Raw genomic sequence first — 23,922 nt, 5'->3', positions numbered from 1 at the left:
GGGGGATGGGTGGGTTGGACTCAGCGCAGAGCTGCGCGGAACCGGGCGGCGTTGGTGGTGATCTGCTCCCACCGGGCCTCGTCGACGTCGGCGGGGTCGACCACCGACGTCCCGGCGGTCACGGCGATGGCGCCGGCCCGCAGGAACTCCGCGGCGTTGTCGTCGTCGACTCCGCCGGAAGGGATCAGGGCGACCTCGGGGAACGGGCCCCGCAGGTCGGAGAGGTAGCGCGGGCCGACGGCCCGGGCCGGGAAGATCTTGACCGCGTCGGCGCCCAGCGTGGTCGCCGCGAGGACCTCGGTCGGGGTGAGCGCGCCGAGGATGACGGCCGCTCCGGCGGCGTGGCCCTCCTCGACGATCTCCGCGGCCTCGGCCGGAAGGCCGGGCGTCACCAGGAACCGGGCGCCGGCAGTGAGCGCGGCGCGGGCCTGGTCGGCGGTCAGCACCGTCCCGGCGCCGATCACGATGCCGTCGCCGGAGCGAGCGGCGACGGCGGCGAGCAGGCCGGTCAGCCCTGGCGTCGTGTAGGTCAGCTCGACCGTCCGGATGCCGCCGGCGACCAGTGCGTCGCAGAGCGCGACCGGATCGTCGATCCGAGAGGCCCGCACGACGACCAGCGCCTGGTCGGCGCGGAGCGTGTCGAGCACGGGGTTGCTCATCGGGTTCTCGCTCATCGGGCTCGGGTTCCTTCGTCGGTGCGGCGCAGCGCCCGGCCGGGCAGCGCGTCGGTGCGGTGGCCGTCCTCGATGACGGCGGTGCCGTTGACCAGCACCCAGTCGATGCCGCGCGCCTGCTGCCGCGGCTCCTCGAAGGTGGCGGTGTCCTGGACGGTCTCGGGATCGAGGAGCACCAGATCGGCGGCGTACCCCTCCCGGACGAGGCCTCGCGCGTGGAGCCGCAGCCGGGAGGCCGGGCGGCCGGTCAGGTGGTGGACGCAGTCGACCAGGTCGAGCACGCCGAGGTCGCGTACGTAGCGGGCCAGGTAGCGGGGGAAGGTGCCCCACGCGCGCGGGTGCGGGCGCTCGCCGACGAGGATCGCGTCGCTGCCGCCGCAGTGGGTGCGGTGGCGCATGATCGTCTGCACGTTCTCCTCGTGGCCGACGTGCTGGAGGATCGTGGTGGCCATCCGGTCGCGCACGAGCAGGTCGAAGAAGACGTCGGTGGGCACCTGACCGGACTCCTCGGCGATCTCGGCGACGGTGCGGCCGACGTGGCGCGACAGCTCGGGGTTGCGTACGCCGCTGATCTGGATCGTGCGCCAGTCGGTGACGCAGCCGTGGCAGCCGTCGGTGCCGACGTGGTCGAGCTCGTGGGCAATCCGGGCTCGGTCGGCCGGGTTGGCGATCCGCGCGAGCAGGGCGTCCGGGCCGCCGGAGGTAGACCAGCTGGGCAGCACGGCGCTGAGGGTGGTTGCGCCGGGAAGGTAGGGATAGGTGTCGAGGGTGATGTCGACGCCGTCGGCCAGACCGGTCTCGATGAGGTCGACGAGCTCACCGGCCCGCCCGCGGTTGGGCTCGAAGTTCATGGTCGCGTGGGTGAGGTGGAGGGCGCACCCGGAGGCCCGCGCGACGGCGATCATCTCGGCGTACGCCTCCAGCGCTCCGGCCCCGTAGGAGCGGTGGTGCGGGCTGTAGTAGCCGCCCGCCTCGGCGACGACCCGGCACAGCGTGGCCAGCTCCTCGTCGTCGGCGAACATGCTCAGCGGGTAGGTCAGACCGCTGCTCATCCCCACCGCACCCTCGTCGAGCCCGACTCGGAGCAGCCGGGCCATCTCGGCGATCTCTGCCGGAGTCGCGGGCCGGTTGTCCGGGCCGACGACCATGAGCCGCAGCGTCCCCTGCGGCACGAGGTACGCCGCGTTGCACGCGATCCCGCGGTCGAGCCGGTCCAGGTAGCCCGCGACCGTGTCCCAGTCGAAGTCGAAGTCGTCGGGCTCGCCGTTCCAGCCCGCGATCTGACGCCGCAGATGGGCCCGCGCGGTGGCGTCGGCGGGCGCGAACGAGAGCCCGTCCTGTCCGACGACCTCGAGGGTGACGCCCTGGCTCACCTTGGCGGTGTGGTCGGGGTTGACCAGGATCTGCAGGTCCGAATGGGCGTGCATGTCGATGAACCCGGGGGTCAGCGCCCGGCCGGCGGCGTCGATGGTGCGTCGCGCTCTCGGTGCCGCGCCGTCGGTGTGGATGCCGGTGATCCGCCCGGCGTCGATGCTGACGTGGGCGTGGAACGCCGGGGCGCCGGTGCCGTCGATGACGGTCGCGTCGCGGATGAGCAGGTCGGTCATGGTCAGTCCTCTCAGAACCAGGTCCGCACGAGGTCGACGACGACCGGGTCGTCGGCGTCGGCGTCGTCGAGGACCGGGATCAGGCCCCACTTGTCGAAGGCGGTGCACGGGTGGGAGAGCCCGAGGCGGAGCTCGTCGCCGATCACGACGGGCGGCTCGGTGGCGGGGTCCCAGCGGAGGAAGCCGTGCTGGTCGTTGAGCGCGGTCACCTCGACGCCCGCGAGCGGAGTCGCGGGGAAGCCGGTCGTCCGCGAGCGCAGCAGCTGGGCCTCGGGAAGGCCCTCGTCGAAGGGCAGATCACGCTTGCCGGCGTCGAACAGGGCGAGCCCCGGCTCCGGCTGGGAGCTGATCCGCACCCAGCCGTGCAGGGCGCTGCGCAGGCCGGGGCCGGTGGTGCGGGGCGCGCTGCCCAGGGGTGAGATGCCGCGGTAGAAGCCGTCGTCGTGGGTGATGTAGGCGCCGCTGCGCAGCACCACCCGCGCCTCGTCGCTCGTCACGAGCGGGGCGAGCGCGTCGGCCACCTGCTCGAAGTAGGCGCTGCCGCCGGCGCTGACGACCGGCATCCGCTCGCCGGGGAGCAGGCCGGAGATCCGCCGGTGCAGGGAGACCAGGCTGTCGACGTACGCATGGACGACGCCGAGCGCCGCCTCGTCGGTCGTGTGCGCCAGCGCGCCCTCGTAGCCGGTGACGCCGGCGAGCTCCAGGTGGGGAGAGGCCGCGACCGCCTCGGCGACGGCCACCGCGGTCTCCTCGTCCCGGGCGCCGGTGCGCCCGCCCGCGGCCCCGCGCTCGACGAGCACCCCGAGCGCGCGTCGCGGCCCGGCCGTGGCGGCATGGGCGGCGAGCGCGTCGTGCATCAGCGCGACGGTGCGGGGCGAGTCGGCCCAGACCAGCACCTCGAGGTCCGGGTCCTCGGTGAGCTGGTCGGCGATCCAGCGCAGCGCGAGCGGGGAGACGATCGCATTGGCCACGATCACCCGGGAGACGCCGAAGGCGCGGGCGACGGCGAGCTGGGGGAGGTTGGCGACGGTGATCGCCCAGGCCCCCGCGGCGAGCTGCTCGGCCCACAGCTGCGGAGCCATCGTGGTCTTGCCATGAGGCGCCAGGGCCGTGCCGCGCTCCGCGCACCACGCCGCCAGCACGTCGCGGTTGTGGGTCATCGCGACCCGGGAGAGGGAGAGCACGGGCGTCGGCAGCTGCGAGAGACGCGGCGCCTCGTCGAGCACCTCGGCGACCGTGCGTCCCCACAGCGCGGGCGGGATCGCCTTGTGGCGCCAGTCGACCCGCTCGTCGCGCAGCGCGGCGACGGCCGTCGTGTCGATGTGGGCTGCCGGGTGATCCATGACCCGTCCTTCCTGTGTTGCATAATGTGCAACGGTGATTGCGTAATGTGATTCAATAGTTGTAGCATCGGTCACACCGGTCGTCAACGGGCCGGCGACGAAGCGACAGGGAGGAGCTCCATTCGTGGGCACTAGCGGAGACGTGCGGGCGGTCTGTCTCGGGGAGGCGATGGTCGTCCTGCGCCCGGATGGCGACCGGCCGCTGGCGGAGGCGACGACGTTGCGTCGCTCGGTCGGTGGGGCGGAGGCCAATGTCGCGGGAGCCCTGGCCGCTCTCGGTGTGCGGACCGCCTGGGTGTCCCGGCTCGGCCGGGACCCGTTCGGAGACGTCGTGACCGACGACCTGACCGGGCGCGGTGTGGAGGTCGAGGCCGAGCGTGACCCCGATCGGCCCACGGGTCTCTACGTGAAGGAGCCCGCCCCCGGCGGCAGCCGGATGCACTACTACCGCGCCGGCTCCGCGGCGGCCGCGATGGATGCGGACCTGCTCGACCGGCCCGGCATCGCCGAGGCGCTGGCTTCGGCCGAGGTGGTGCACACCTCGGGCATCACCGTCGGCATCCTCGAGGAGGGATCGGCTCTGGTTGCCCGCCTCCTGGCGCTGCGTGAGGAGCACGGGTTCCGGCTCAGCGTCGACCTCAACTGGCGACCGGCCCTGTGGTTCGGCCGCGACACCACGCCCCTGCTCGACCTGCTCCGCGCGGCCGACGTGGTCCTGCTCGGCGCCGACGAGGCCCGAGCGGCGCTCGGCGTGGACACTCCCTCGGACCTGCGTGCGCTCCTGGGCGAGCGGCCGCGGCTCGTGATCAAGGCCGACTCCCACGCGGCCGGTGAGCACGACCCCGACGGGAGTGCCACCGAGGTCCCCGCCCTCCGGGTCGATGTCGTGGAGCCGGTCGGCGCGGGCGACGGCTTCGCCGCGGGCTACCTCGCAGCGCTCGTCGACGGGATCGGCCCCGTCGGCCGGCTGCGCCAGGGCCACCTGGTCGCCGCGGGCGTGCTGGCCGCGACCGGCGACCATGCCGACCCGCCGGCCGCCGACGTACGTGCCCGGCTGCTCGACTGCTCTGCGGAGGAGTGGGCGGCGACCCGGGTGAGCGCCGCCGGCATCGACTCGCCGGCGCTGGCGTCCCGGGAGGGAGTCCGATGAGCCAGAGCCTGTCCCGTGCGCTCCAGATCCTGATCGAGCTCGGTGAGGGGGAGCGGTCCCTCGACGAGGTGGCCGCCAGCCTCCAGGTCCACAAGACCACCGCGATGCGCCTGCTGCACACCCTGGAGGCGGACCGGTTCGTACGCCGCGACGACCGCCAGCGCTACCACCTCGGCTCCCGGCTCTTCGCGCTCGGCACGATCGCCCTAGCCCAGCACGCCATCCGCGACGTCGCTCAGCCCCACCTGACCCGGCTCGCGGCCGAGACCGGTGGTCAGGCCGTCCACCTGGCGGCGTACGAGAACGGCGCCGCGATCTATCTCGCCAAGGTGGAGAGCACCCACGCGGTGCGGATGTACTCGCGCGTGGGTCTGCCCGCCGCCCTGCACGCGACCGCCGTCGGCAAGGTGCTCGTCGCGGGCCTGCCGCGCGGCGAGCAGGACGCGGTGATCGCCGGCATCGACTTCCGCCCCTTCACCAGCCGCACCATCGCCGACGCCGCGGCCTACCGCGAGGTGCTCGCCCGCACCCGCGAGCAGGGCTGGGCCGAGGACGCGGCCGAGCACGAGGACTTCATCAACTGCGTCGGGGCGCCCGTACGCGACGAGGCCGGGCGCGTCATCGCGGCGGTCTCCGTCTCCGTGCCCGACGTCATCCTGCCCCGCGAGGGGGTGCGTGCCCTGGTGCCGCAGCTCCTCGCGGCCACCGGAGCGATCTCCGCCGACTGGGCCGGCCGGAGCTCATGAGAACACCCCGAGAGGAAACCCAACCCATGTCCGACATCCGCATCTCCACCGACCAGGCTCCGGCCCCCGCGCACACGTTCTCCCAGGGGGTCGTCCGCGGCGGCATGATCCAGGTCTCCGGCCAGGGTCCGGTCGACCCCGTCACCAACGAGTACCTCTTCCCGGGTGACGTGAAGGCCCAGACCGTACGCACCCTGCAGAACGTGGAGGCGATCCTGGCCGCCGCCGGTGCCGGCTTCGAGGACGTGCTGATGCTCCGCGTCTACCTCACCACGCGGGCCGACTTCGCCGCGATGAACGAGGCCTACGGCGAGTTCATCGGCTCCCGGGTCGGCGAGGGCGGCATCCTGCCGTGCCGCACGACCGTGATGACCGGCCTGCCGCGCGAGGAGATGCTCGTCGAGATTGACGCCCTCGCCGTCGCCCGCTAACCCATGATCCGGGCCAGCTCCTGGCCCAGGTAGGGCGCCAGCGTGCGGGCGTAGCGCGAGGTGATGTGGTTGCCGTCGCGGTAGACGATGACGTTGCCGATCACCGCCGGACACAGCGTGTCGTCGCAGAACAGGTGGGTCAGATCGACCAGGTGCGCGTTGGGGTCGCGGACTACCGCGTCGGGGTGCGGGTCCTTGACGAGTACGTCCGCGCGCGGCCGCCCGCACGCCTTGCCGGCGGTCTCGGGCGAATGCCGCTGGATGCAGCCCAGCGTGGTGCGGAGATAGGCGGCGTTGTCGGGTTCGAACATCGGGTTGTCGACGAGCGCGATCACCGGGATCTTCATCGAGGGCCGGTGGCTCCAGGCCTCGACCAGGCCGTTGACGGTGGACTCGTACGGCGTCTCGTCGCCCAGCGGCTGGGTCGTCTTGCGGGCCGAGTGGGTGACGATGATCGCGTCGATGTTCCGCTGCTCGGGTGCGCGCAGGTAGTCCTCGAGCTGCCGGTTCCACTCCGCGCAGGCCGGGCGGTTGTCGGCGACGTTCCGGCCGAGCGGACGGGTGTTCCAGTGGCAGGCGGCGCGGGAGGCGACGTCGATGCGCCAGCTGCGCTGCTTGCCGATCAGGTCGAGCGCGCCCACCGGGGCGACGGCGTGGGAGTCACCGACCATCAGCAGCCGCTTCTCGTAGCCCTCGACCGCTCCGTTCGGGCAGGCGCTGAAGCGCACCGGACGCTCCTCGAACGACCAGCACTCGCTCCGGTTGTCGTCGTCCTCGCCGATCGCCGCCACCGCCGGGATCAGCTCGCCGCGCAGGTCCGGGTTGTCGCAGGACCCGCCCGCCGAGGCGACCGCCATCGCGGCGGCGCCGAGGCACTCGGTCGTGTAGGGGTCGGCGGTCGCCAGCCGCGCCGCCGCCTCGATCGCCCTGGTCTCGGAGTGGCTGATCGCGACCAGCCCGCTCCAGCCCCCGCCGACGGCGACCGCGAGAGCGGCCAGGGTGGCGACCAGGGCTCGCGGGCCGCCGGGCTTGATGACGTACGTCTGGACCGGCCGGGTCACCAGCCGGTTGGTCGCCCAGGCGAGCACCGTCGAGACGACCAGCACGCCCGCGGCGGAGAGGAGGGTGAGGCGCTCGCCGCCGGTGTAGTAGAGCCACGCGATCAGCAGCGGCCAGTGCCACAGGTACAGCTCGTAGGAGATGTCGGCGACGAACCGCAGCGGTCGGGTCTCCAGCAGGCGGCGCGGCCCGTGCGGCGACGGCGTCGAGCCGGCCATCACCAGCAGCGCCCCGGCGACCGGCCACAGCGCCAGCGGCCCCGGGAAGTGGTCGGCACCGTCCATCACGAACCCGCAGGTCACGATCAGGGTGAGGCCGGTCCATGCGGCGTACGGCTTGATCTTCTCGGGCAGGCTCAGGCGGCGCAGCGCGAGCGCGGTGAGGGCACCGGCGCCGATCTCCCAGAAGCGGGTGACGGAGTTGAAGTACGCAGCGGCCTGGTCGGCTCCGGAGACCTTGATCGCATAGACGAAGGAGACCGCGAACGCGGCCGCGGTCAGCACGAACAGCGCCCGCGCGAGACCCAGTCGACCCCGCATCCGGCCGCGGGTGACCACCCGGAGCAGGAAGGCGAGCCCGACGACCACCAGCGGCCACAGCAGGAAGAACTGCCCCTGCACCGCCAGCGACCAGAAGTGCTGCACCGGGGTCGAGGACGGCCCCGCGGCGCCGTAGGAGAGCTGGCTCGCGATGAGCTCCCAGTTGAGCGTGTACGTCGCCGCCGCGACGATCTCGCGCGTCGTCTGCGTCCACAGCGTCTGCGGGATGAAGGCCACCATCAGTGCGGCCGTCGCGGCCAGCACGATCAGCGCCGGCGCGGCGAGCCGCGCGAACGTACGTCCGTAGTGCTCGCCCAGCCGTACGCGGCCGCGCTCCGCCCTGCTCACCAGCGACCGGGTGGCGAGGAAGCCCGAGATCACCAGGAAGACGTCGATCCCGCCCGAGACCCGGCCGTTGCCGAAGAGGTGGAAGGCGACCACGAGCGCCAGCGCGATGCCGCGCAGGCCGTGGATCTCGCTGATGTGCCCGGAGGCCTGCCCAGATCTGGGGTTCTTGGGATCGCTGTCGGTCCGGGTCGTGGGGGGAGCGGAAATATCCGGGATGGCGGTCACGTGATCGCTGTTCTGATGGACGTCGGTGGGTGGGAGCCGTCGCACCCTAACGAGCAGTGGTGACCTGTTGGCATACGGACGTTGTCAATCCGTCATCGGGATCTCCTCGAAACCGTTTCACATCGCCGCCGCAGGAGATAGGTTGCACCCCGACGTGACTTGGATCACACCCAGACTGAGGAGTTCGAACGATGAACACGCACAAGATCGGCCGTCTGATGGCGGTCGCAGCGGTCGCTGCCCTGTCGACCGCGTCGCTCGTGGCATGTGGTGGCTCGGATGACGGTGGCGGCGACTCGGGTGGCTCCGGCGGCACCGACGTCGGGGTGATCCTGCCCGACGCGACCACGTCGCCCCGGTGGGAGTCCCAGGACCGGCCCAACCTCGAGAAGGCGTTCGACGAAGCCGGCCTCGAGGCCACGATCCAGAACGCCCAGGGCGACACCGCCAAGTTCGGCCAGCTCTGCGACAGCATGATCAACGAGGGCGTCAAGGTCATCATCATCACCAACCTCGACTCCGAGTCGGGCGCGGCCTGCCTGAAGAAGGCCGCCGACGCCGGAGTGACGAGCATCGACTACGACCGGCTGACCCTCAACGGCGGCGCCTCCTACTACGTCTCGTTCGACAACGTGAAGGTCGGCGAGCTGATGGGCACGGGCCTCGACGAGTGCATCACCGCCTCGGGCAAGAAGGGCGGCAACATCGTCTACGTCAACGGCGCGGCCACCGACAACAACGCGGCCCTGTTCAAGTCGGGCTACGAGAAGGCGCTCGAGGCGAAGATCGCCGACGGCACCTACAAGCTCGTCGGCGACCAGTCGGGCGAGTGGGACGCCACCAAGGCCGGGAAGGTCTTCGACCAGATGTACACCGCCAACGGCGGCAAGATCGACGGTGTGGTCTCGGCCAACGACACCATGGCCGGCGGCATCATCGCCCGGCTGAAGGCCAACAACGCGCAGGGCAAGATCCCGGTGACCGGCCAGGACGCCTCGGTCGAGGGTCTGCAGAACATCCTGCAGGGCTTCCAGTGCGGCACGGTCTACAAGAACACCGCGCTCGAGGCCAAGGCCGCCGCCGACCTCGCGATCGCCCTGATCGAGGGTGACGAGGACGCCGCGGCGGCGCTGGCGACCGGGACGGTGGAGGACACCGAGGCCGGCCGAGACGTGCCCTCGGTGCTCGCCGAGCCCGTCTGGATCACCAAGGAGTCGGTCGTGACCGTCATCAAGGACGGCCAGGCCGATGCCGCCGAGGTGTGCGCCGGCGCGATCGCCGCCCTGTGCACCGAGAACGGCGTGCCTCAGTGAGTCCGCTGCTGGAGCTGCACGGCGTCGAGAAGTCCTTCGGCGCCGTGCAGGTCCTGCGCGGAGTGGACCTCTCGGTACGGGCGGGCCGGGTCACCGCGCTCGTCGGCGACAACGGCGCCGGCAAGAGCACCCTGGTCAAGGGGATGGCCGGCATCCACCTCTTCGACGCCGGCGACTACCTCTTCGAGGGCGAGCCGGTGAAGGTGACCAGCCCGAAGGACGCCGCCGCGCTCGGGATCGAGGTCGTCTACCAGGACCTCGCGCTGTGCGACAACCTCGACGTCGTCCACAACATGTTCCTCGGCCGGGAGATGCGGCGGTTCCGGCTGGTCGACGAGGACACCATGGAGCAGCGTGCTCGGGAGACCCTCGACGGGCTCTCGGTGCGTACGCTGAAGTCGGTGCGTACGCCGGTCGCCTCCCTCTCCGGTGGCCAGCGGCAGACGGTGGCGATCGCCCGGGCCGTGCTGTGGAACTCCAAGCTGGTCATCCTCGACGAGCCGACCGCGGCCCTCGGCGTGGCGCAGACCGAGCAGGTGCTCCGGCTGGTGCGGCGGCTGGCCGACCGGGGCCTGGGCGTCGTGCTGATCAGCCACAACCTCAACGACGTCTTCGAGGTCGCCGACGACATCGCGGTCCTGCACCTGGGCCGCATGGTCGGCCAGATCGAGGCCGCCTCCACGACGCGTGGGCGGGTCGTCGAGGCGATCACCACCGGCGTTGTTCCCGAAGGAGGAGCGGCATGAGTGCTGACGTCGACGACCGTCCGGTGGCAGATCCGGCCTCGCCGGACCCGATGCCCGACAACTCGCTGGGCGGGATCCTCCGCGCCTACCTCGCCAAGATCAAGGGCGGGGAGGTCGGCTCGCTGCCTGCGGTGCTCGGCCTGATCGCGCTGGTCGTGGTCTTCTCTGCGCTGCGTCCCGAGCAGTTCACCAACTCGTTCAACTTCGCCAACCTGATCGGTCAGTCGGCGGGCGTCACGGTGCTCGCGATGGGCCTGGTCTTCGTGCTGCTGCTGGGCGAGATCGACCTCTCGGCGGGCTTCGCCGGCGGCACCTGCGCCGGCGTGCTCGGGGTGTTCCTCACCCGGCAGGAGTGGCCGCTCCTGCCTGCGCTGGTCGCGGCGCTGCTCACCGGCGCGGTGATCGGCCTGCTCATCGGGCTGCTGGTGGCCAGGCTCGGCATCCCGTCGTTCGTGGTCACCCTGGCCGCGTTCCTCGGCCTGCAGGGCGTGCTGCTGACGATGATCGGTGAGGGCGGGACGATTCCCTACCGCAACGACTTCATCAACGGCCTCAACAACGCCAACCTCCCGGTCTGGCTCGGCTGGACGCTCGGGATCGTCTGCATCGTGGGCTATGCGGTCTCGACGTACGTCACCGACGCGCGCCGCCGCGCCAAGAACCTCACCGTGCAGCCGATCCTGCTGTGGGCGCTCAAGACGGGGCTGCTGACGGTCGTGGTGCTCGCCGTGGTCGGCTACCTCTCGGTCGAGCGCAGCCGCAACCCGGCGCTGACCTCGCTCAAGGGAGTGCCGGTCTCGCTGCTGGTGATCGTCGGCCTGCTGATCGTGCTCACCTTCATGCTGACCCGCACCGCCTGGGGCCGGCACGTCTACGCGGTCGGCGGCAACGCCGAGGCGGCGCGGAGGGCCGGGATCAACGTGTTCCGGGTGCGGCTGTCGTGCTTCATCCTCTGCTCCACGATGGCTGCGATGGCGGGCATCATGATCGCGAGCCGCACCAACTCGGTGAACCCGAACACCGGCGGCGAGACGACCCTGCTGTACGCCGTCGGTGCCGCCGTCATCGGTGGCACCTCGCTCTTCGGCGGCAAGGGCCGGGTCATCGACGCGGTCATCGGTGGCACGGTGGTGGCCGTCATCGACAACGGGATGGGCCTGCTCGACCAGCCTCAGGGCACCGTCTGGATGGTCACCGGCCTGGTCCTACTGGTCGCGGCGAGCGTCGACGCCCTGTCCCGGCGCCGGGCTTCGGCTACCGGACACGTGTAGCCCCTCTCGCCGAAACTGCAGAAGTGGCGGACGAAACGACAGTTTCGTCCGCCACTTCTACGGTCTCGGCCCGCCAGGACTACGGTTTCGGCGGGGCGGTGCTGCTGCGGACGACCAGCTCGGCCGGCAGCCGCAGGTGGCGCTCGGTCTGCTTGCCCTCGAGCAGCTCGAGGAGGAGCTCCAAGGCGGCCCGGCCCATCTCGTGGAGCGGCTGGGCGACGGTGGTGAGCGGGGGAGTGGCGTCGCGGGCCTCGGGTACGTTGTCGAAGCCGATCACCGAGAGGTCCTCGGGAACCCTCAGGCCGAGCGAGCCGGCGACCTCGATGACCTTGATCGCGGAGATGTCGTTGGCGGCGAAGATGGCGGTCGGGCGCTCGCCCGCAGGCAGCGAGAGCAGCTCGCGGGCCGGTGCCTCGGCGAGCTCGGGGTGGTAGCCGCCCACCCGGATCAGCTCGGGAGAGACGCTCAGGCCGGCGTCGTGGAGAGCCTCACGGAAGCCCTGCTCGCGCAGGGCCGCAGAGCGGAGGTCGGGGCGACCGCCGAGGAACCCGATGCGCCGGTGGCCGAGCCCGACCAGGTGGTCGACCGCGAGCCTGGCGCCGGTGATGTTGTCGGCGTCGACGGTCATCGGGCCGTCGGGTCCGGTGTGAGGGTCGATCGCGACCACCGGGATGGTGGTCTCGTCGGTGATGATCATCGACGGGGTGACCACGATCGCCCCGTCGATGAGGGTGTGGCCGAGACGGGAGAGCGAGCGACGCTCCCAGCCGGTGTGGTTGTGGGCACCGGTGCGGCCGGCGTGGGCCAGCAGCTCGTAGCCGGTGCCGTCCAAGGCCGCCGAGATGCCCTTGAGGAGCTCGGCGGAGTAGGGCTCGAACTCGGCGACGAGCACACCGATGACGCCGGTCGACTTGCGGCGCAGGCTCGAGGCGATGAGCGATGACTGGTAGCCGAGCTGGTCGATGACGGCGAGGACCTTCTCGGTCGTCGCCTCGCTGACCCCGTAGCGCTCGTTGATCACCTTCGAGACCGTGGCCACCGAAACGCCCGCCTCCCGGGCGACGTCCGTGATCGTCACCCGTCGCGGGCGGGGCTGGTCGAGCGTGCTCATGATCTGACACTAGCCCACTCGGGTCATCTTCCGCCTCTCTACGAAATCGTTATCGACAACGATTGACATCGCCCGCCCACACCAGCCATGCTCGACCCCGACGATGTGGCGGCAGTCACATACCCCACCCACCCAGAGCTTGCAACGAAGAGGTTCCACGATGTCGAGGAAGACACAAGCACTCGCCGCGCTCTGCGCCGGACTGATGATTGCCGCCACCGGTTGTGGCGGCTCGGGCGACTCCGGTGGCGACGACAACACCATCATCTGGTGGCACAACTCCAACAACGATCCCGGCAAGGGCTACTACGAGCAGGTCGCCAAGGACTTCGAGAAGGCCAACCCCGGCGTCGACGTCAAGGTCCAGGCGTTCGCCCACGAGGACATGCTCACCAAGCTCGACGCCGCCTTCCAGAGTGGCGACCCCGAGCAGGTCCCGGACGTCTACATGGAGCGTGGCGGCGGCGAGCTCGCCGACCACGTCGAGGCCGGCCTGACCAAGGACCTGTCCGAGGACGCGGCCGAGGAGATCGAGATGATCGGCGGCTCGGTCGCCGGCTGGCAGGTCGAGGGCAAGACGTACGCGCTGCCGTTCTCCATCGGCGTCGTCGGGTTCTGGTACAACAAGGACCTGTTCGCCAAGGCCGGCATCACCGCCGCGCCGGAGACGATGGAGGACTTCTACGCCGCCGTCGACAAGCTCAAGGCGGCGAACATCCAGCCGGTCTCGGTCGGCGCCAAGGACGGCTGGCCGGCCGCGCACTACTACTACTGGACCGCGGTCCGGGAGTGCTCGCAGGACGTGCTCACCGATGCGGTCAAGAGCCTCGACTTCTCCGACCCGTGCTTCGAGAAGGCCGGCGAGGACGTCGCCGACATCGTCGCCAAGAAGCCGTTCAACAACGGCTTCCTCTCCACGGGAGCCCAGGAGGGGCCGACCTCGGCGTCGGGTCTGCTGGCCACCGGCAAGGTCGCCATGGAGCTCGCCGGTCACTGGGAGCCGGGCGTGATGCAGGGCATCACCGAGGACAAGAAGGGCCTGGGGGACAAGACCGGCTGGTTCGCCTTCCCGCAGATCGAGGGTGGCCAGGGTGACCCGGCCGCGCAGATGGGCGGCGGCGACGCCTGGGCCGTCTCCGAGGGTGCCCCGGACGCCTCGGTCGACTTCGTCAAGCACCTCCTCTCCACCGAGGTCCAGACGGGCTTCGCGGAGAACGGGATGGGCCTGCCGACCAACCCCGACGCGACCGGCGCGCTGACCGACCCGGCCCTGGCCGACCTGATCAAGGTGCGCGACAGCGCGCCGTACGTCCAGCTCTACTTCGACACCGCCTTCGGCCAGTCCGTCGGCGGCGCGATGAACGACGCCATCGTCAACGTCTTCGCAGGCAAGGGCAACGCTGCTGACATCGTCACGGCCACCCAGGCCGCGGCTGACAAGGAAAAGTGAGTCGAACCTGTGACACATGACGTGACCGAACCCGCTCCGGCGGCGCCAGGGCACGCCACATCGGGCGCCCGGCGTACAGAGCCTGTACGCCGGGCCTCCGGCGGTCCGAGGGGTACCGGACATCGTGGTGACGCCTGGCGCAAGCGCCTGGAGATCCTGATCTTCGTAACCCCCGCGCTCGCGCTGATCGCGCTCTTCGTCGCCTGGCCCATCGTCACCGCGGTGCGCTTCTCCGTCTACGACTGGAAGGGCTTCGGCGACCTGACCGACTTCGTCGGCCTGGAGAACTACGCCGAGGTCCTCGGCGACGAGGTCTTCCGCAGCGCGGTCGGCCACAACATGGTCATCGTGGTGGGCTCGATCCTGCTCCAGCTCCCGCTGGGCGTGGCCATCGCCCTCCTGCTGAACCGGAAGATGAAGGGTCAGGGTCTGCTGCGCACGATCATCTTCGTGCCGTACGTCCTGGCCGAGGTCATCGCCGCGGTGGTCTGGCTCCAGCTGCTGCAGCCGCAATATGGCTTCATCGACGCGGTCACCGCGCAGATCGGGCTCACCCCGCCCGAGCAGGGCTGGCTCGGCACCCCGGAGTACGCGCTGTGGATCGTGCTCCTGGTGCTCACCTGGAAGTACCTCGGCCTGGCCGTGCTGCTCTTCCTGGCCGGCATGCAGGGTGTGTCCGAGGAGCTCTACGAGGCCGCCCAGCTCGACGGCGCCTCCTGGTGGCAGACGCAGTGGCGGATCACGGTCCCGCTGCTCGGGCCCACGATGCGTACCTGGGCCTTCCTCTCCATGATCGGCTCGATCCAGTGCTTCGACATGATCTGGGTGCTCACCCAGGGTGGTCCCGCGGACGCGACGGCCACCATGGCGACGTACCTCATCGACGAGGGCACCAAGCGCCACAACTACGGCATCGCCGGCGCCGCCTCGGTGATCCTGTTCGTCATCGCGTTCGCGATGGCTCTTGCCTACCAGGTCTTCGTCCTGCGACGTGACACCAAGGAGGACACGGTATGAGCGTCATCGCTGATCTCACCCCGCGCCGTCGCAGCGACGGCGGCAACCTGTGGGTCTACCTGATCGCGCTGATCGTCGTCGCGATCACGATCGGCCCGGTCCTCTACGGCGCGTTGGGAGGATTCCGCACCAACGCCCAGTTGGCCGACAAGCCGGCCGGGCTGCCCGACCCGTGGGTGTGGACCAACTACGCCGGCGTGCTGTCGAACCCGTCGTTCTGGCAGTACGCCCTCAACTCGACGATGATCGCGGTCATCACCACGGTGGTGACCGTCGTGTTCGGGCTGATGGCGGCGTACCCGCTGGCTCGCTACCAGTTCCGGGGGCGCGAGGCGCTGTTCATGGTCTTCGTGCTCGGACTGCTCTTCCCGGCGGCCGTGGCCATCATCCCGCTGTTCATCATCATCACCCGCAACCTGCACATGGCGAACACCTGGTGGGGCGTGGCCCTGCCGCAGGCGGCGTTCGCGCTGCCGATGACGGTGGTGATCCTGCGGCCGTTCCTGATGGCGTTGCCCAAGGAGCTGGAGGAGGCGGCGCTGATGGACGGCGCCAGCCGGATCGGCGTCTTCTGGCGGGTCCTGATGCCGCTGTCGGCACCCGGGATGATCACCGTCGGGGTGCTGGCGTTCGTGACCTCCTGGAACGCCTACCTGCTTCCGCTCCTGCTGCTCCAGGACAAGATGCGCACACTCCCGCTCGGCGTCGCCGACTTCTCCACCGAGCACTCCGCCGACACCGCCGGCGTCCTGGCGTTCACCACGCTCGCGATGATCCCTGCCCTCGTGCTCTTCCTCGCCTTCCAGCGCCGGCTCGTCAGCGGCCTGCAGGGCGCGGTCAAGGGCTAGAACGGAACGTTCCTGTGACTCAATCCGCACCCCTCCCTGCCTGGCCACAGGTCTCCGAACGCGTACGTGACCTGCACGCGCGGATGACCCTGGAGGAGAAGCTCGCCCAGATCGTGGGCTACTGGCTCGACCGCGGCGGCGACGTCGTCGCACCCATGGCCAACGAGATGGCTCCCGACGCCGAGGGCGGCGCCCCGCGCCTCTCGGAGATCACCGCCCACGGCCTGGGCCACTACACCCGGGTGTACGGCACCCGGCCCGTCGATCCCGCCGAGCGGGCCGCCTGGCTGTGGGCCGAGCAGAGACGCCTGGTCTCGCAGACCCGGCTGGGGATCCCGGCCCTGGTCCACGAGGAGTGCCTCACCGGGCTGGCGGCCTGGGAGGCCGCGACCTTCCCGACGCCGCTGGCGTGGGGTGCGTCCTTCGATCCCGAGGCCGTCGAGGAGATGGCCCGGATGATCGGTGACGACATGCGCGCCCTCGGCGTGCACCAGGGGCTCGCCCCGGTGCTCGACGTCATCCGCGACGCCCGCTGGGGCCGCTGCGAGGAGGCCATCGGCGAGGACCCCTATCTCGTCGGGACGGTCGGGACGGCATACGTCCGGGGGCTGCAGTCAGCCGGCGTGCATGCCACGCTGAAGCACTTCGTCGGCTACTCCGGTTCTCGTGCCGGCCGCAACCACGCTCCCGTCTCCGCGGGGCCGCGCGAGATCGCCGACATCTATCTGCCGCCGTTCGAGATGGCGGTGCTGGACGGTGGCGCGAGGTCGGTGATGGCGTCGTACAACGACATCGACGGGGTGCCGCAGCACTCCTCGGTCGAGCACCTCACCACGCTGCTGCGTGAGACCTGGGGCTTCGACGGGGTCGTGGTCGCCGACTACTTCGGGGTGGCGTTCCTCGCGGTGATGCACGCGATCGCCGCCGACCGGGGGCGGGCCGCGGCCCTGGCCCTGGAGGCCGGCGTCGACGTGGAGCTGCCCAGCGGGGACGCCTACCTCGAGCCGCTCGCGGCGCTGGTCCGCTCCGGGGAGGTGTCCGAGTCGCTCGTCGACCGGGCGGTGCTCCGGGCGCTGGCGCAGAAGGAGTCGCTCGGCCTGCTCGACCCGTCGTTCGCGACGGCTCTGGAGGAGGGTGCGCCGGAGTCGATCGACCTGGACTCGCCCGCCCACCGTGCGCTGGCCCGTCGGCTGGCCGAGGAGTCGGTGGTGCTGCTCAGCAACGACGGGGTCCTCCCGCTCGCGGGTGGCGCCGGCAAGGTGGCGATCATCGGCCCCAACGCCGACCGCTCCGAGGCGCTGATGGGCTGCTACTCCTTCGTCAACCACGTGATGGCGAGCTACCCCGACAAGCCGTTGGGCATCGAGCTGCCGACGATCGCGGACGCGCTCCGGACCGAGCTCGGCGCGTCCTCCTACGAGGTCGTCGCCGGCTGTGACGTCGAGGGCTCCGACCGCTCCGGCTTCCCGGCGGCCGTCGCCGCGGCCGAAGGTGCGGACGTCGCCGTGGTCGTCGTCGGCGACCAGGCCGGGCTCTTCGGCCGTGGCACGGTGGGGGAGGGCAACGACTCCGAGTCGCTCGACCTTCCCGGCGTGCAGCGCGAGCTGGTCACCGAGATCGTCGCGACCGGGACGCCGGTCGTCCTCGTGGTCGTCACCGGCAGGCCGTACGCCATCGGCTGGGCGCTCGAGGACGAGGAGCGTCCCGCGGCCGTGCTGCAGGCGTTCTTCCCCGGCGAGGAGGGCGGAGCGGCGGTGGCCCGGATCATCTCGGGCGCGGTCAACCCGTCGGGCCGGCTGCCGGTGTCGCTGCCGCGGGTCTCCGGCACCCAGCCCTACAGCTACCTGCAGCCGCTGCTGGGCGGTCCCTCCGAGGTCACCGCCACCGACCCGACCCCGGCACGGCCGTTCGGCTTCGGGCTCTCCTACACGACCTTCGGTCACAGCGGCCTCTCGGCCGACCGTACGGTCGAGGCCGGGGACAGCTTCGGTGTCGAGGTGACCGTCACCAACCTCGGTGACGTCGCGGGCGTGGACGTGGTCCAGCTCTACGGGCGCGACCTGCAGGCATCGGTCGTCCGGCCGGTCTCGCAGCTGCTCGGCTACCAGCGGGTCGCGCTCGAGCCCGGCGAGTCGGCGGTGGTGCGCTTCGACGTGCCGACGACGAGGCTGGCCTTCGCCGACCGCGGCCTCACCCGGGTCGTCGAACCCGGCGACGTCGAGGTCTGGGTCGCCGCCTCCGCCGGCGAGAAGGTGGCCACCGCGGTCGCCGAGGGCATCGCCGAGCTCTCCGAGATCGATGCCGCCTCCGCCGCCAGCGGGTCGGGCAGCGACAAGGCGCTGGTCACCATCACCGGAGACGTCCACCGCGTCGGCCCCGCCGACCGCCGGATCACGACCGCGACGGTCGTGCGCTAGGCGCCGGGCGAGTCGGCCCGTCTTGACCGAGATCCCTGCCGAGTCGGCCCGTCTTGACGGGCCGACTCGACCGGGCTCGGTGTCAAGACGGGCCGACTCGGCGGGATCATGGGTCAGGACGGGCCGACTCGACCAGCCGGGCGCTGGGCGAGGTACGCCGCGGGATCGGCGATCACGCGGCGTACGACCGTCCCGGCGGCGCCGCGCACGGCCGCGTCGCTGCCGAGGCCGGAGACCAGCAGCGGTGGCGGCTCGGTGGCGCCGGTGTGGTGACCGATCGAGGCCGAGGTCGCCGCGGAGAGCCACGGCGCGAGCGTGGCGAACGCGCCGCCGAGCACGATCGCGGCGGGGTCGAGGAGGGTGAGGACCGAGGCGAGCGCGACCCCGAGGTGCCGCCCGGCGTCGGCGACGGCATCCAGGGCGGCCTGGTCGCCGGCCTCGCAGGCGTGGGTGAGGTCGGCCATCGTCGCGACCTGGGCTCGGGCGAGGATCTCCTGCTGGCCGGCCATCCGCTCCAGGCAGCCGTGGCCGCCGCAGGCGCACCGCGGACCGCCGGGGGCGACCACGACGTGGCCAAGCTCGCCGGCGCCCGCGTGTGCTCCGCGGAAGACCTCGCCGTCGATCACGATGCCACCGCCGATGCCGATCTCGCCCGAGACGTGCACGAAGTCCCGCAGGGGTGCGCTGTCGTCCTGGTGGCCGCCGAACCACATCTCGCCGAGAGCGGCGAGGTTGGCCTCGTTCTCCAGGACGACCTCCAACCCGATGGCGTCGCCGACGGAGTCCGCGAGGTCGACCCGCGGCCACTCCAGGTTGGGGGCACGTACGACGGTGCCGTCGACGGCGAGGCCGGGAACCGCCACGCAGGCCCCGGCCAGCGGAAGACCTTGAGCGGCCGCGCTGCCGGCGGCGGTGCGGGCCACGTCGATGAGATCGGCGACCACCTCGTCGACGCCGCGGTCGCGGTTGTCGCGGCGTACGACGTGGTGGTAGCGCGGCGCGCCGGCCAGATCGGTGACGACGGCGGCCAAGTAGTCGACGTTGATCTCCAGGCCGAGCCCGGCGGCGCCGGCCGGAGCGAGGGCGAGTGCCGTGGCGGGTCGGCCGCGCTCGGTCGAGGCCGGACCGCTCTCCGCGACCAGGCCGGCGGAGATCAGGTCGGTGACCAGCGCGGACACCGACGACTTGGTCAGGCCGGTGTGTGCAGCGACACGGGCTCGGGAGACCGAGCCGGTGCGGGCGATCTCGCCGAGCACGAGCGCAAGGTTGCTCGCCCGCATCCCGGCATGTTGGGCAGGCTCGCTTCGGACCGTCATGGACGGGATTAGAGCAAGTTCTGAACTTGAGGTCAACCAATCGGTATTTCGGTCGCGAACCTGTTGACAATGTGACGGCCGTCGCGTTTCATCTGAGATACATAGTCCGAGTCGTGAACTAAAGTGAGGAAGCAAGGCTATGACGGAGTACACCCCCACCCCGGACGACAAGTTCACCTTCGGTCTCTGGACCGTCGGCTGGAACGGTCAGGACGTGTTCGGATCGGCGAGCCGGTTGCACCTCGATGTCGCACACTCGGTCCACAAGCTGGCCGAGCTCGGTGCCTACGGCATCACCTTCCACGACAACGACGTCTTCGCCATCGACGCGAGCGACGCCGAGCGTCAGGCGGAGATCGACAAGCTGAAGGCGGCGCTGGACGAGACCGGACTCAAGGTGCCGATGGCCACGACCAACCTCTTCGGCCACCCGGTCTTCCGCGACGGCGGGTTCACCTCCAACGACCGCGAGGTGCGCCGCTACGCGATCGCCAAGGTCGCGCGCAACATCGACCTCGCCGCGGAGCTCGGTGCCACGACGTACGTCATGTGGGGTGGCCGTGAGGGCGCGGAGTCGCACGCCTCGAAGGACATCGCGGCGGCGCTGGACCGCTACCGCGAGGCGGTCAACCTGCTGGGCGACTACGTGACCGAGCAGGGCTACGACATCCGGTTCGCGATCGAGCCGAAGCCCAACGAGCCGCGGGGCGACATCCTGCTGCCGACCATCGGCCACGCCCTCGCCTTCATCAACACCCTCGACCGCCCCGAGATGGTCGGCCTCAACCCGGAGGTCGGCCACGAGGAGATGGCCGGGCTCAACTTCGCCTCCGGCGTCGCCCAGGCGCTGTGGCACGGCAAGCTCTTCCACATCGACCTCAACGGCCAGCACGGCCCGCGCTTCGACCAGGACCTCCGCTTCGGCGCCGGCAACCTGCGCGGCGCGTTCAACCTGGTCGACCTGCTCGAGTCCAAGGGCTACGACGGCCCGCGCCACTTCGACTTCAAGCCGCCGCGCACCGAGGACGAGGAGGGCGTGTGGGCCTCGGCAGCGGGCTGCATGCGCAACTACCTCGTGCTGCGTGAGCGGGCCAAGGCGTTCCGCGCGGACCCGGAGGTCCAGGCTGCGCTCGAGGCCTCGCAGGTCCCGGAGCTGTCCGTGCCGACGCTCGCCGAGGGCGAGACGCTCGAGGACATCCGCAACGCGTCCTACGACATCGAGAAGCTGGACCACGGCTACGCGTTCGAGCACCTCGACCAGCTGGCCATGGACCACCTCCTCGGCCTTCGTTAGGTTGCGGGGCATGTCGCTCGTCGCCGGGGTCGACTCCTCGACCCAGTCCTGCAAGGTCGTCGTCCGCGACGCGGAGACCGGGGCGCTGGTGCGCTCCGGCTCCGCGCCCCACCCCGAAGGGACGGAGGTGGACCCGGCGGCGTGGTGGACCGCCCTCGAGGCGGCCGCGGAGGCCGCCGGCGGGCTCGACGACGTCGCCGCCGTGTCCGTGGGCGGCCAGCAGCACGGGATGGTCTGCCTGGACGAGGCCGGAGAGGTCGTACGTCCCGCGCTGCTGTGGAACGACACCCGCTCCGCCGCCGCGGCCGCCGCGCTCAACACGGAGCTCGGCGCCGCTGCCTGGGCCGAGGCGGTCGGGTTGGTGCAGGTGGCCAGCTTCACGGCCACCAAGCTGCGCTGGCTGGCCGAGCACGAGCCCGACGCCGCGGCCCGGGTCGCGGCGGTCTGTCTTCCGCACGACTGGCTGACCTGGAAGCTCGGCGGGGCGCAGGGGCTGGAGGCGCTGCGTACCGACCGGAGCGACGCCAGCGGCACCGGCTACTACTCGGCAGCGACCAGCGAATACCGTCGCGACCTGCTCAAACGCGCGTTCGGACGAGACGACCTGGTGCTGCCGGAGGTGCTCGGACCGACCGAGTCGGCCGGCACGACGAGCTCCGGCGCCATCCTCGGTCCCGGGTGTGGCGACAACGCGGGCGCCGCGCTCGGCGTCGGCGCGCGGCCCGGCGACGTGGTCGTCTCGATCGGCACCTCGGGGGTCGCCTGCGCCGTCTCGGAGACGCCGTCCGCCGACCCGACGGGACTGGTCGCGGGCTTCGCCGACGCCACCGGGCGCCACCTCCCGCTGGTCTGCACGCTCAACGCCGCCCGGGTGCTCGACGCCTCGGCCCGGCTGCTCGGGGTCGACCACGACGGCCTCTCCCGGCTCGCACTGGAGGCGCCGAGCGGTTCCGGCGGTCTGGTGCTCGTGCCCTACCTCGAGGGCGAGCGCACCCCCGACCGCCCCGACGCGCGTGGCGTGATCCACGGGCTCACCCTGGCCACCGCCGAGCCGGCCTATCTGGCCCGAGCCGCGGTCGAGGGTCTGCTCTGCGGCCTCGCAGACGGCATCGACGCGCTCAAGGCGCAGGGCGTCGCGATCAACCGCGTCCTCCTCGTCGGCGGCGGTGCCCGCTCGGAGGCCGTACGCCGCCTCGCCCCCGTCGTCATCGGCCACCCCGTGCTCGTCCCCGAGCCGGGGGAGTACGTCGCCGACGGCGCCGCGCGCCAGGCCGCCTGGACCCTCACCGGCGGTGAGGAGCCGCCGGCCTGGGAGCTCGCCGGCACCGAGACGTACGAGGCGGACCCCGACCCCGCTGTCCGCGCCCGCTACGCCGAGGTCCGCGACCTGACCGAAGGCGTCTAGCCGAGGCGTCGCCCCGGTCGGCCGAGAGGGCGCCCGCGTCGGCCGAGACGTCACGTACGTCGGCCGAGATGTCACGCGTTGACCTCTCGGCCGACGCGGCCGACGCTTCGGCCGACGCAAGTGACGCCTCGGCAGAATGTGCGTGACCATTCGGCGCGCGGGAGCGACGTCTCGGCGGGATCCGATAGCGTGGCCGCGCCATGTTGGATCACATCAAAGGCTTCGTCCAGGGAGTCGTCCTCGCGCCCATCGTCCGGCTGTTCGTGGCGCTGAAGATCAGCCCCGACGCCGTCACGCTCGTCGGCACCATCGGAGTAGCGGTCGGGGCGCTGGCGTTCTACCCGCGCGGCGAGCTGCTGGCCGGCACGATCTTCATCACCTGCTTCGTCTTCAGCGACCTGATCGATGGAGCGATGGCGCGAGCCGTGGGCCGGACGAGCAAGTTCGGCGCCTTCTGGGACTCCACCCTCGACCGGATCGGCGACGGCGCGGTCTTCGGCGGTCTGGCGCTCTACTTCGCCGGACCGGGCGACTCCGACCTCTACCTCGCGCTCACCCTGTGGTGCGTCGTGATGGGCGCGGTCACCTCCTACGCCCGCGCCCGCGCGGAGTCGCTCGGCTTCACCGCCAACGTCGGCATCGCCGAGCGGGCCGATCGTCTCGTCCTGGTCCTGGTGATGACCGGCTTCGCCGGCATCTTCGACCTCGACCTGCTCATCTACATCGCGCTGTGGATCCTCGCCGTCGCCTCGACCGTCACCGTCGGCCAGCGCGTCTGGACGGTGCGTCGCCAGGCCCTCGCCGAGGAGGCGGCGTCGTGACCGCGCCGACCGACGCAGACGTACGCCTGGCCGCAGAGCTCGTCCGCGGCGCCGGCTCGCTCGCCGCGAAGATGCGCCATGCCGGCATCGGCGACTCGATCGAGACCAAGACCTCGGTCTCCGACCTGGTCACCGCCGCCGACAAGGCCGCCGAGAAGGCGATCGTCGACCGCCTCGCCGCCGAGTGCCCCGGCGACGGCGTCCTGGGTGAGGAGGGTTCCGCCCGCGAGTCGATCACCGGTCGGGTCTGGACCATCGACCCGGTGGACGGCACCTACAACTTCGTACGCGGTCTCGACTGGTGGTGCTCCGCGCTCGCGCTCACCGACGGCGACGACATCGTCCTCGGCGCCGTCTACTCGCCCGCCGAGGACGCCGTCTACGTCGGCGGCCCGGAGCTGCCCACCACCCGCAACGGCGTCCGGCTCGACGCGATGGCCGACACCCCGCTCTCGCTCGCCTGCCTGACCACCTATCTGCACCCGGCCAAGCTGGGACTCCCGGTCGGCGAGCCCTACGTCCGTGTCGCCAGCCTGGCCGCCTCCATCCGGATCCTCGGGTCCGGCTCGATGGACCTCACCGCCATCGCCCAGGGCAAGCTCCACCTCTTCTGCCAGCACTCCGTCCCGGACTGGGACCGCCTCCCCGGCGCCGCGCTCGTCCTGGGCGCCGGCGGCGCCACGGCGCAGGTCGAGGCGGGCGGGGTCCTCTGGTCCCTGGCCGGAGCCCCGTCGGCGGTGGCCGAGGCGGCCGACGCACTGGCCTCCTAGCAGTCCACTTCGGGAACAGTG

General features: G+C 71.4%; 20 protein-coding genes. 14 read left to right on the top strand and 6 right to left on the bottom strand.

Annotation, left to right across the window (positions count from 1 at the left end; genetic code table 11):
• Nucleotides 1-20: 20 nt before the first annotated feature.
• The 3 genes from G5C66_RS14050 to G5C66_RS14040 are packed head-to-tail and all read right to left on the bottom strand — an operon-like array spanning nucleotide 21 to nucleotide 3,624.
• A complete protein-coding gene (locus G5C66_RS14050; RefSeq protein ID WP_241248499.1) occupies nucleotides 21-674 on the bottom strand; it encodes a bifunctional 4-hydroxy-2-oxoglutarate aldolase/2-dehydro-3-deoxy-phosphogluconate aldolase in 654 nt (217 codons plus the stop codon).
• Nucleotides 671-2,281: an N-acyl-D-amino-acid deacylase family protein gene (locus G5C66_RS14045; protein ID WP_165111581.1), complete on the bottom strand. Its 1,611-nt coding sequence runs from the start codon at nucleotides 2,279-2,281 to the stop codon at nucleotides 671-673. Before G5C66_RS14045 ends, G5C66_RS14050 begins: the two co-directional genes overlap by 4 nt.
• Nucleotides 2,282-2,292: 11 nt before the next feature.
• On the bottom strand, nucleotides 2,293-3,624 hold the full coding sequence (locus G5C66_RS14040; protein WP_165111580.1) for a type III PLP-dependent enzyme domain-containing protein: 1,332 nt from the start codon (nucleotides 3,622-3,624) through the stop codon (nucleotides 2,293-2,295).
• A gap of 124 nt (nucleotides 3,625-3,748) precedes the next feature.
• On the opposite strand from G5C66_RS14040, the gene G5C66_RS14035 reads away from it, so the two are divergent.
• The 3 genes from G5C66_RS14035 to G5C66_RS14025 are packed head-to-tail and all read left to right on the top strand — an operon-like array spanning nucleotide 3,749 to nucleotide 5,951.
• Nucleotides 3,749-4,774, top strand: a complete 1,026-nt coding sequence (locus tag G5C66_RS14035; RefSeq protein WP_338144172.1) for a sugar kinase — start codon at nucleotides 3,749-3,751, stop codon at nucleotides 4,772-4,774.
• Nucleotides 4,771-5,520, top strand: a complete 750-nt coding sequence (locus G5C66_RS14030; protein ID WP_165111579.1) for an IclR family transcriptional regulator — start codon at nucleotides 4,771-4,773, stop codon at nucleotides 5,518-5,520. The genes G5C66_RS14035 and G5C66_RS14030 overlap by 4 nt, the downstream gene beginning before the upstream one ends.
• Nucleotides 5,521-5,546: 26 nt before the next feature.
• Nucleotides 5,547-5,951, top strand: coding sequence for a RidA family protein (locus G5C66_RS14025; protein WP_165111578.1), 405 nt, complete (start codon nucleotides 5,547-5,549; stop codon nucleotides 5,949-5,951).
• Here G5C66_RS14025 and G5C66_RS14020 read toward each other — a convergent pair.
• A complete protein-coding gene (locus tag G5C66_RS14020; protein WP_165111577.1) occupies nucleotides 5,948-8,122 on the bottom strand; it encodes an acyltransferase family protein in 2,175 nt (724 codons plus the stop codon). The two genes, G5C66_RS14025 and G5C66_RS14020, sit on opposite strands and share 4 nt — an antisense overlap.
• 191 nt (nucleotides 8,123-8,313) lie before the next feature.
• On the opposite strand from G5C66_RS14020, the gene G5C66_RS14015 reads away from it, so the two are divergent.
• From G5C66_RS14015 to G5C66_RS14005, 3 genes are read left to right on the top strand one after another with little or no spacing between them, the layout of a single operon-like run.
• Nucleotides 8,314-9,435 (top strand): sugar ABC transporter substrate-binding protein, encoded by a 1,122-nt coding sequence (locus tag G5C66_RS14015; protein ID WP_165111576.1) that lies wholly within the window; start codon nucleotides 8,314-8,316, stop codon nucleotides 9,433-9,435.
• Nucleotides 9,432-10,181, top strand: coding sequence for an ATP-binding cassette domain-containing protein (locus G5C66_RS14010; protein ID WP_338144171.1), 750 nt, complete (start codon nucleotides 9,432-9,434; stop codon nucleotides 10,179-10,181). Before G5C66_RS14015 ends, G5C66_RS14010 begins: the two co-directional genes overlap by 4 nt.
• A complete protein-coding gene (locus G5C66_RS14005) occupies nucleotides 10,178-11,452 on the top strand; it encodes a sugar ABC transporter permease (protein WP_165111574.1) in 1,275 nt (424 codons plus the stop codon). The genes G5C66_RS14010 and G5C66_RS14005 overlap by 4 nt, the downstream gene beginning before the upstream one ends.
• A 79-nt stretch (nucleotides 11,453-11,531) precedes the next feature.
• Here the strand turns inward: G5C66_RS14005 and G5C66_RS14000 are convergent, their stop codons facing one another.
• On the bottom strand, nucleotides 11,532-12,563 hold the full coding sequence (locus G5C66_RS14000) for a LacI family DNA-binding transcriptional regulator (protein WP_165111573.1): 1,032 nt from the start codon (nucleotides 12,561-12,563) through the stop codon (nucleotides 11,532-11,534).
• Between the two features lie 160 nt (nucleotides 12,564-12,723).
• Between G5C66_RS14000 and G5C66_RS13995 the strand changes: the two genes are divergently transcribed.
• The 4 genes from G5C66_RS13995 to G5C66_RS13980 are packed head-to-tail and all read left to right on the top strand — an operon-like array spanning nucleotide 12,724 to nucleotide 18,295.
• Nucleotides 12,724-14,013: an ABC transporter substrate-binding protein gene (locus tag G5C66_RS13995; protein ID WP_165111572.1), complete on the top strand. Its 1,290-nt coding sequence runs from the start codon at nucleotides 12,724-12,726 to the stop codon at nucleotides 14,011-14,013.
• A 21-nt stretch (nucleotides 14,014-14,034) separates the two neighbouring features.
• Nucleotides 14,035-15,030, top strand: a complete 996-nt coding sequence (locus G5C66_RS26845) for a carbohydrate ABC transporter permease (protein ID WP_338144170.1) — start codon at nucleotides 14,035-14,037, stop codon at nucleotides 15,028-15,030.
• Nucleotides 15,027-15,878 (top strand): carbohydrate ABC transporter permease, encoded by an 852-nt coding sequence (locus tag G5C66_RS13985; protein WP_165111570.1) that lies wholly within the window; start codon nucleotides 15,027-15,029, stop codon nucleotides 15,876-15,878. The genes G5C66_RS26845 and G5C66_RS13985 overlap by 4 nt, the downstream gene beginning before the upstream one ends.
• 14 nt (nucleotides 15,879-15,892) lie before the next feature.
• Entirely contained in the window at nucleotides 15,893-18,295 is a 2,403-nt protein-coding gene (locus G5C66_RS13980; protein WP_165111569.1) for a beta-xylosidase/alpha-l-arabinosidase, read from the top strand.
• A 113-nt stretch (nucleotides 18,296-18,408) separates the two neighbouring features.
• Here G5C66_RS13980 and G5C66_RS13975 read toward each other — a convergent pair whose 3' ends face one another.
• Entirely contained in the window at nucleotides 18,409-19,611 is a 1,203-nt protein-coding gene (locus tag G5C66_RS13975; protein WP_165111568.1) for an ROK family transcriptional regulator, read from the bottom strand.
• Between the two features lie 139 nt (nucleotides 19,612-19,750).
• Here G5C66_RS13975 and xylA point away from each other — a divergent pair, with 139 nt between their 5' ends.
• From xylA to G5C66_RS13955, 4 genes are all read left to right on the top strand, one after another.
• The gene (xylA, locus tag G5C66_RS13970) at nucleotides 19,751-20,905 is read left to right on the top strand and encodes a xylose isomerase (RefSeq protein WP_165111567.1); all 1,155 of its coding nucleotides are present in this window, start codon (nucleotides 19,751-19,753) and stop codon (nucleotides 20,903-20,905) included.
• Nucleotides 20,906-20,915: 10 nt separating this feature from the next.
• Nucleotides 20,916-22,310, top strand: a complete 1,395-nt coding sequence (gene xylB / locus G5C66_RS13965; RefSeq protein WP_165111566.1) for a xylulokinase — start codon at nucleotides 20,916-20,918, stop codon at nucleotides 22,308-22,310.
• Nucleotides 22,311-22,510: 200 nt separating this feature from the next.
• Nucleotides 22,511-23,131 carry a phosphatidylinositol phosphate synthase gene (gene pgsA, locus G5C66_RS13960; protein WP_165111565.1) on the top strand — a complete coding sequence of 207 codons (621 nt, stop codon included), beginning with the start codon at nucleotides 22,511-22,513 and terminating at the stop codon, nucleotides 23,129-23,131.
• On the top strand, nucleotides 23,128-23,901 hold the full coding sequence (locus G5C66_RS13955) for an inositol monophosphatase family protein (RefSeq protein WP_165111564.1): 774 nt from the start codon (nucleotides 23,128-23,130) through the stop codon (nucleotides 23,899-23,901). The genes pgsA and G5C66_RS13955 overlap by 4 nt, the downstream gene beginning before the upstream one ends.
• Nucleotides 23,902-23,922: the final 21 nt, after the last annotated feature.

Origin of the sequence: Nocardioides turkmenicus, assembly GCF_011045035.1 — a bacterium.
Taxonomy (GTDB): Bacteria; Actinomycetota; Actinomycetes; order Propionibacteriales; family Nocardioidaceae; genus Nocardioides; species Nocardioides turkmenicus.
Note: the sequence above shows the minus strand (reverse complement) of the source record. Positions and strands in the feature narration are given on the sequence as shown.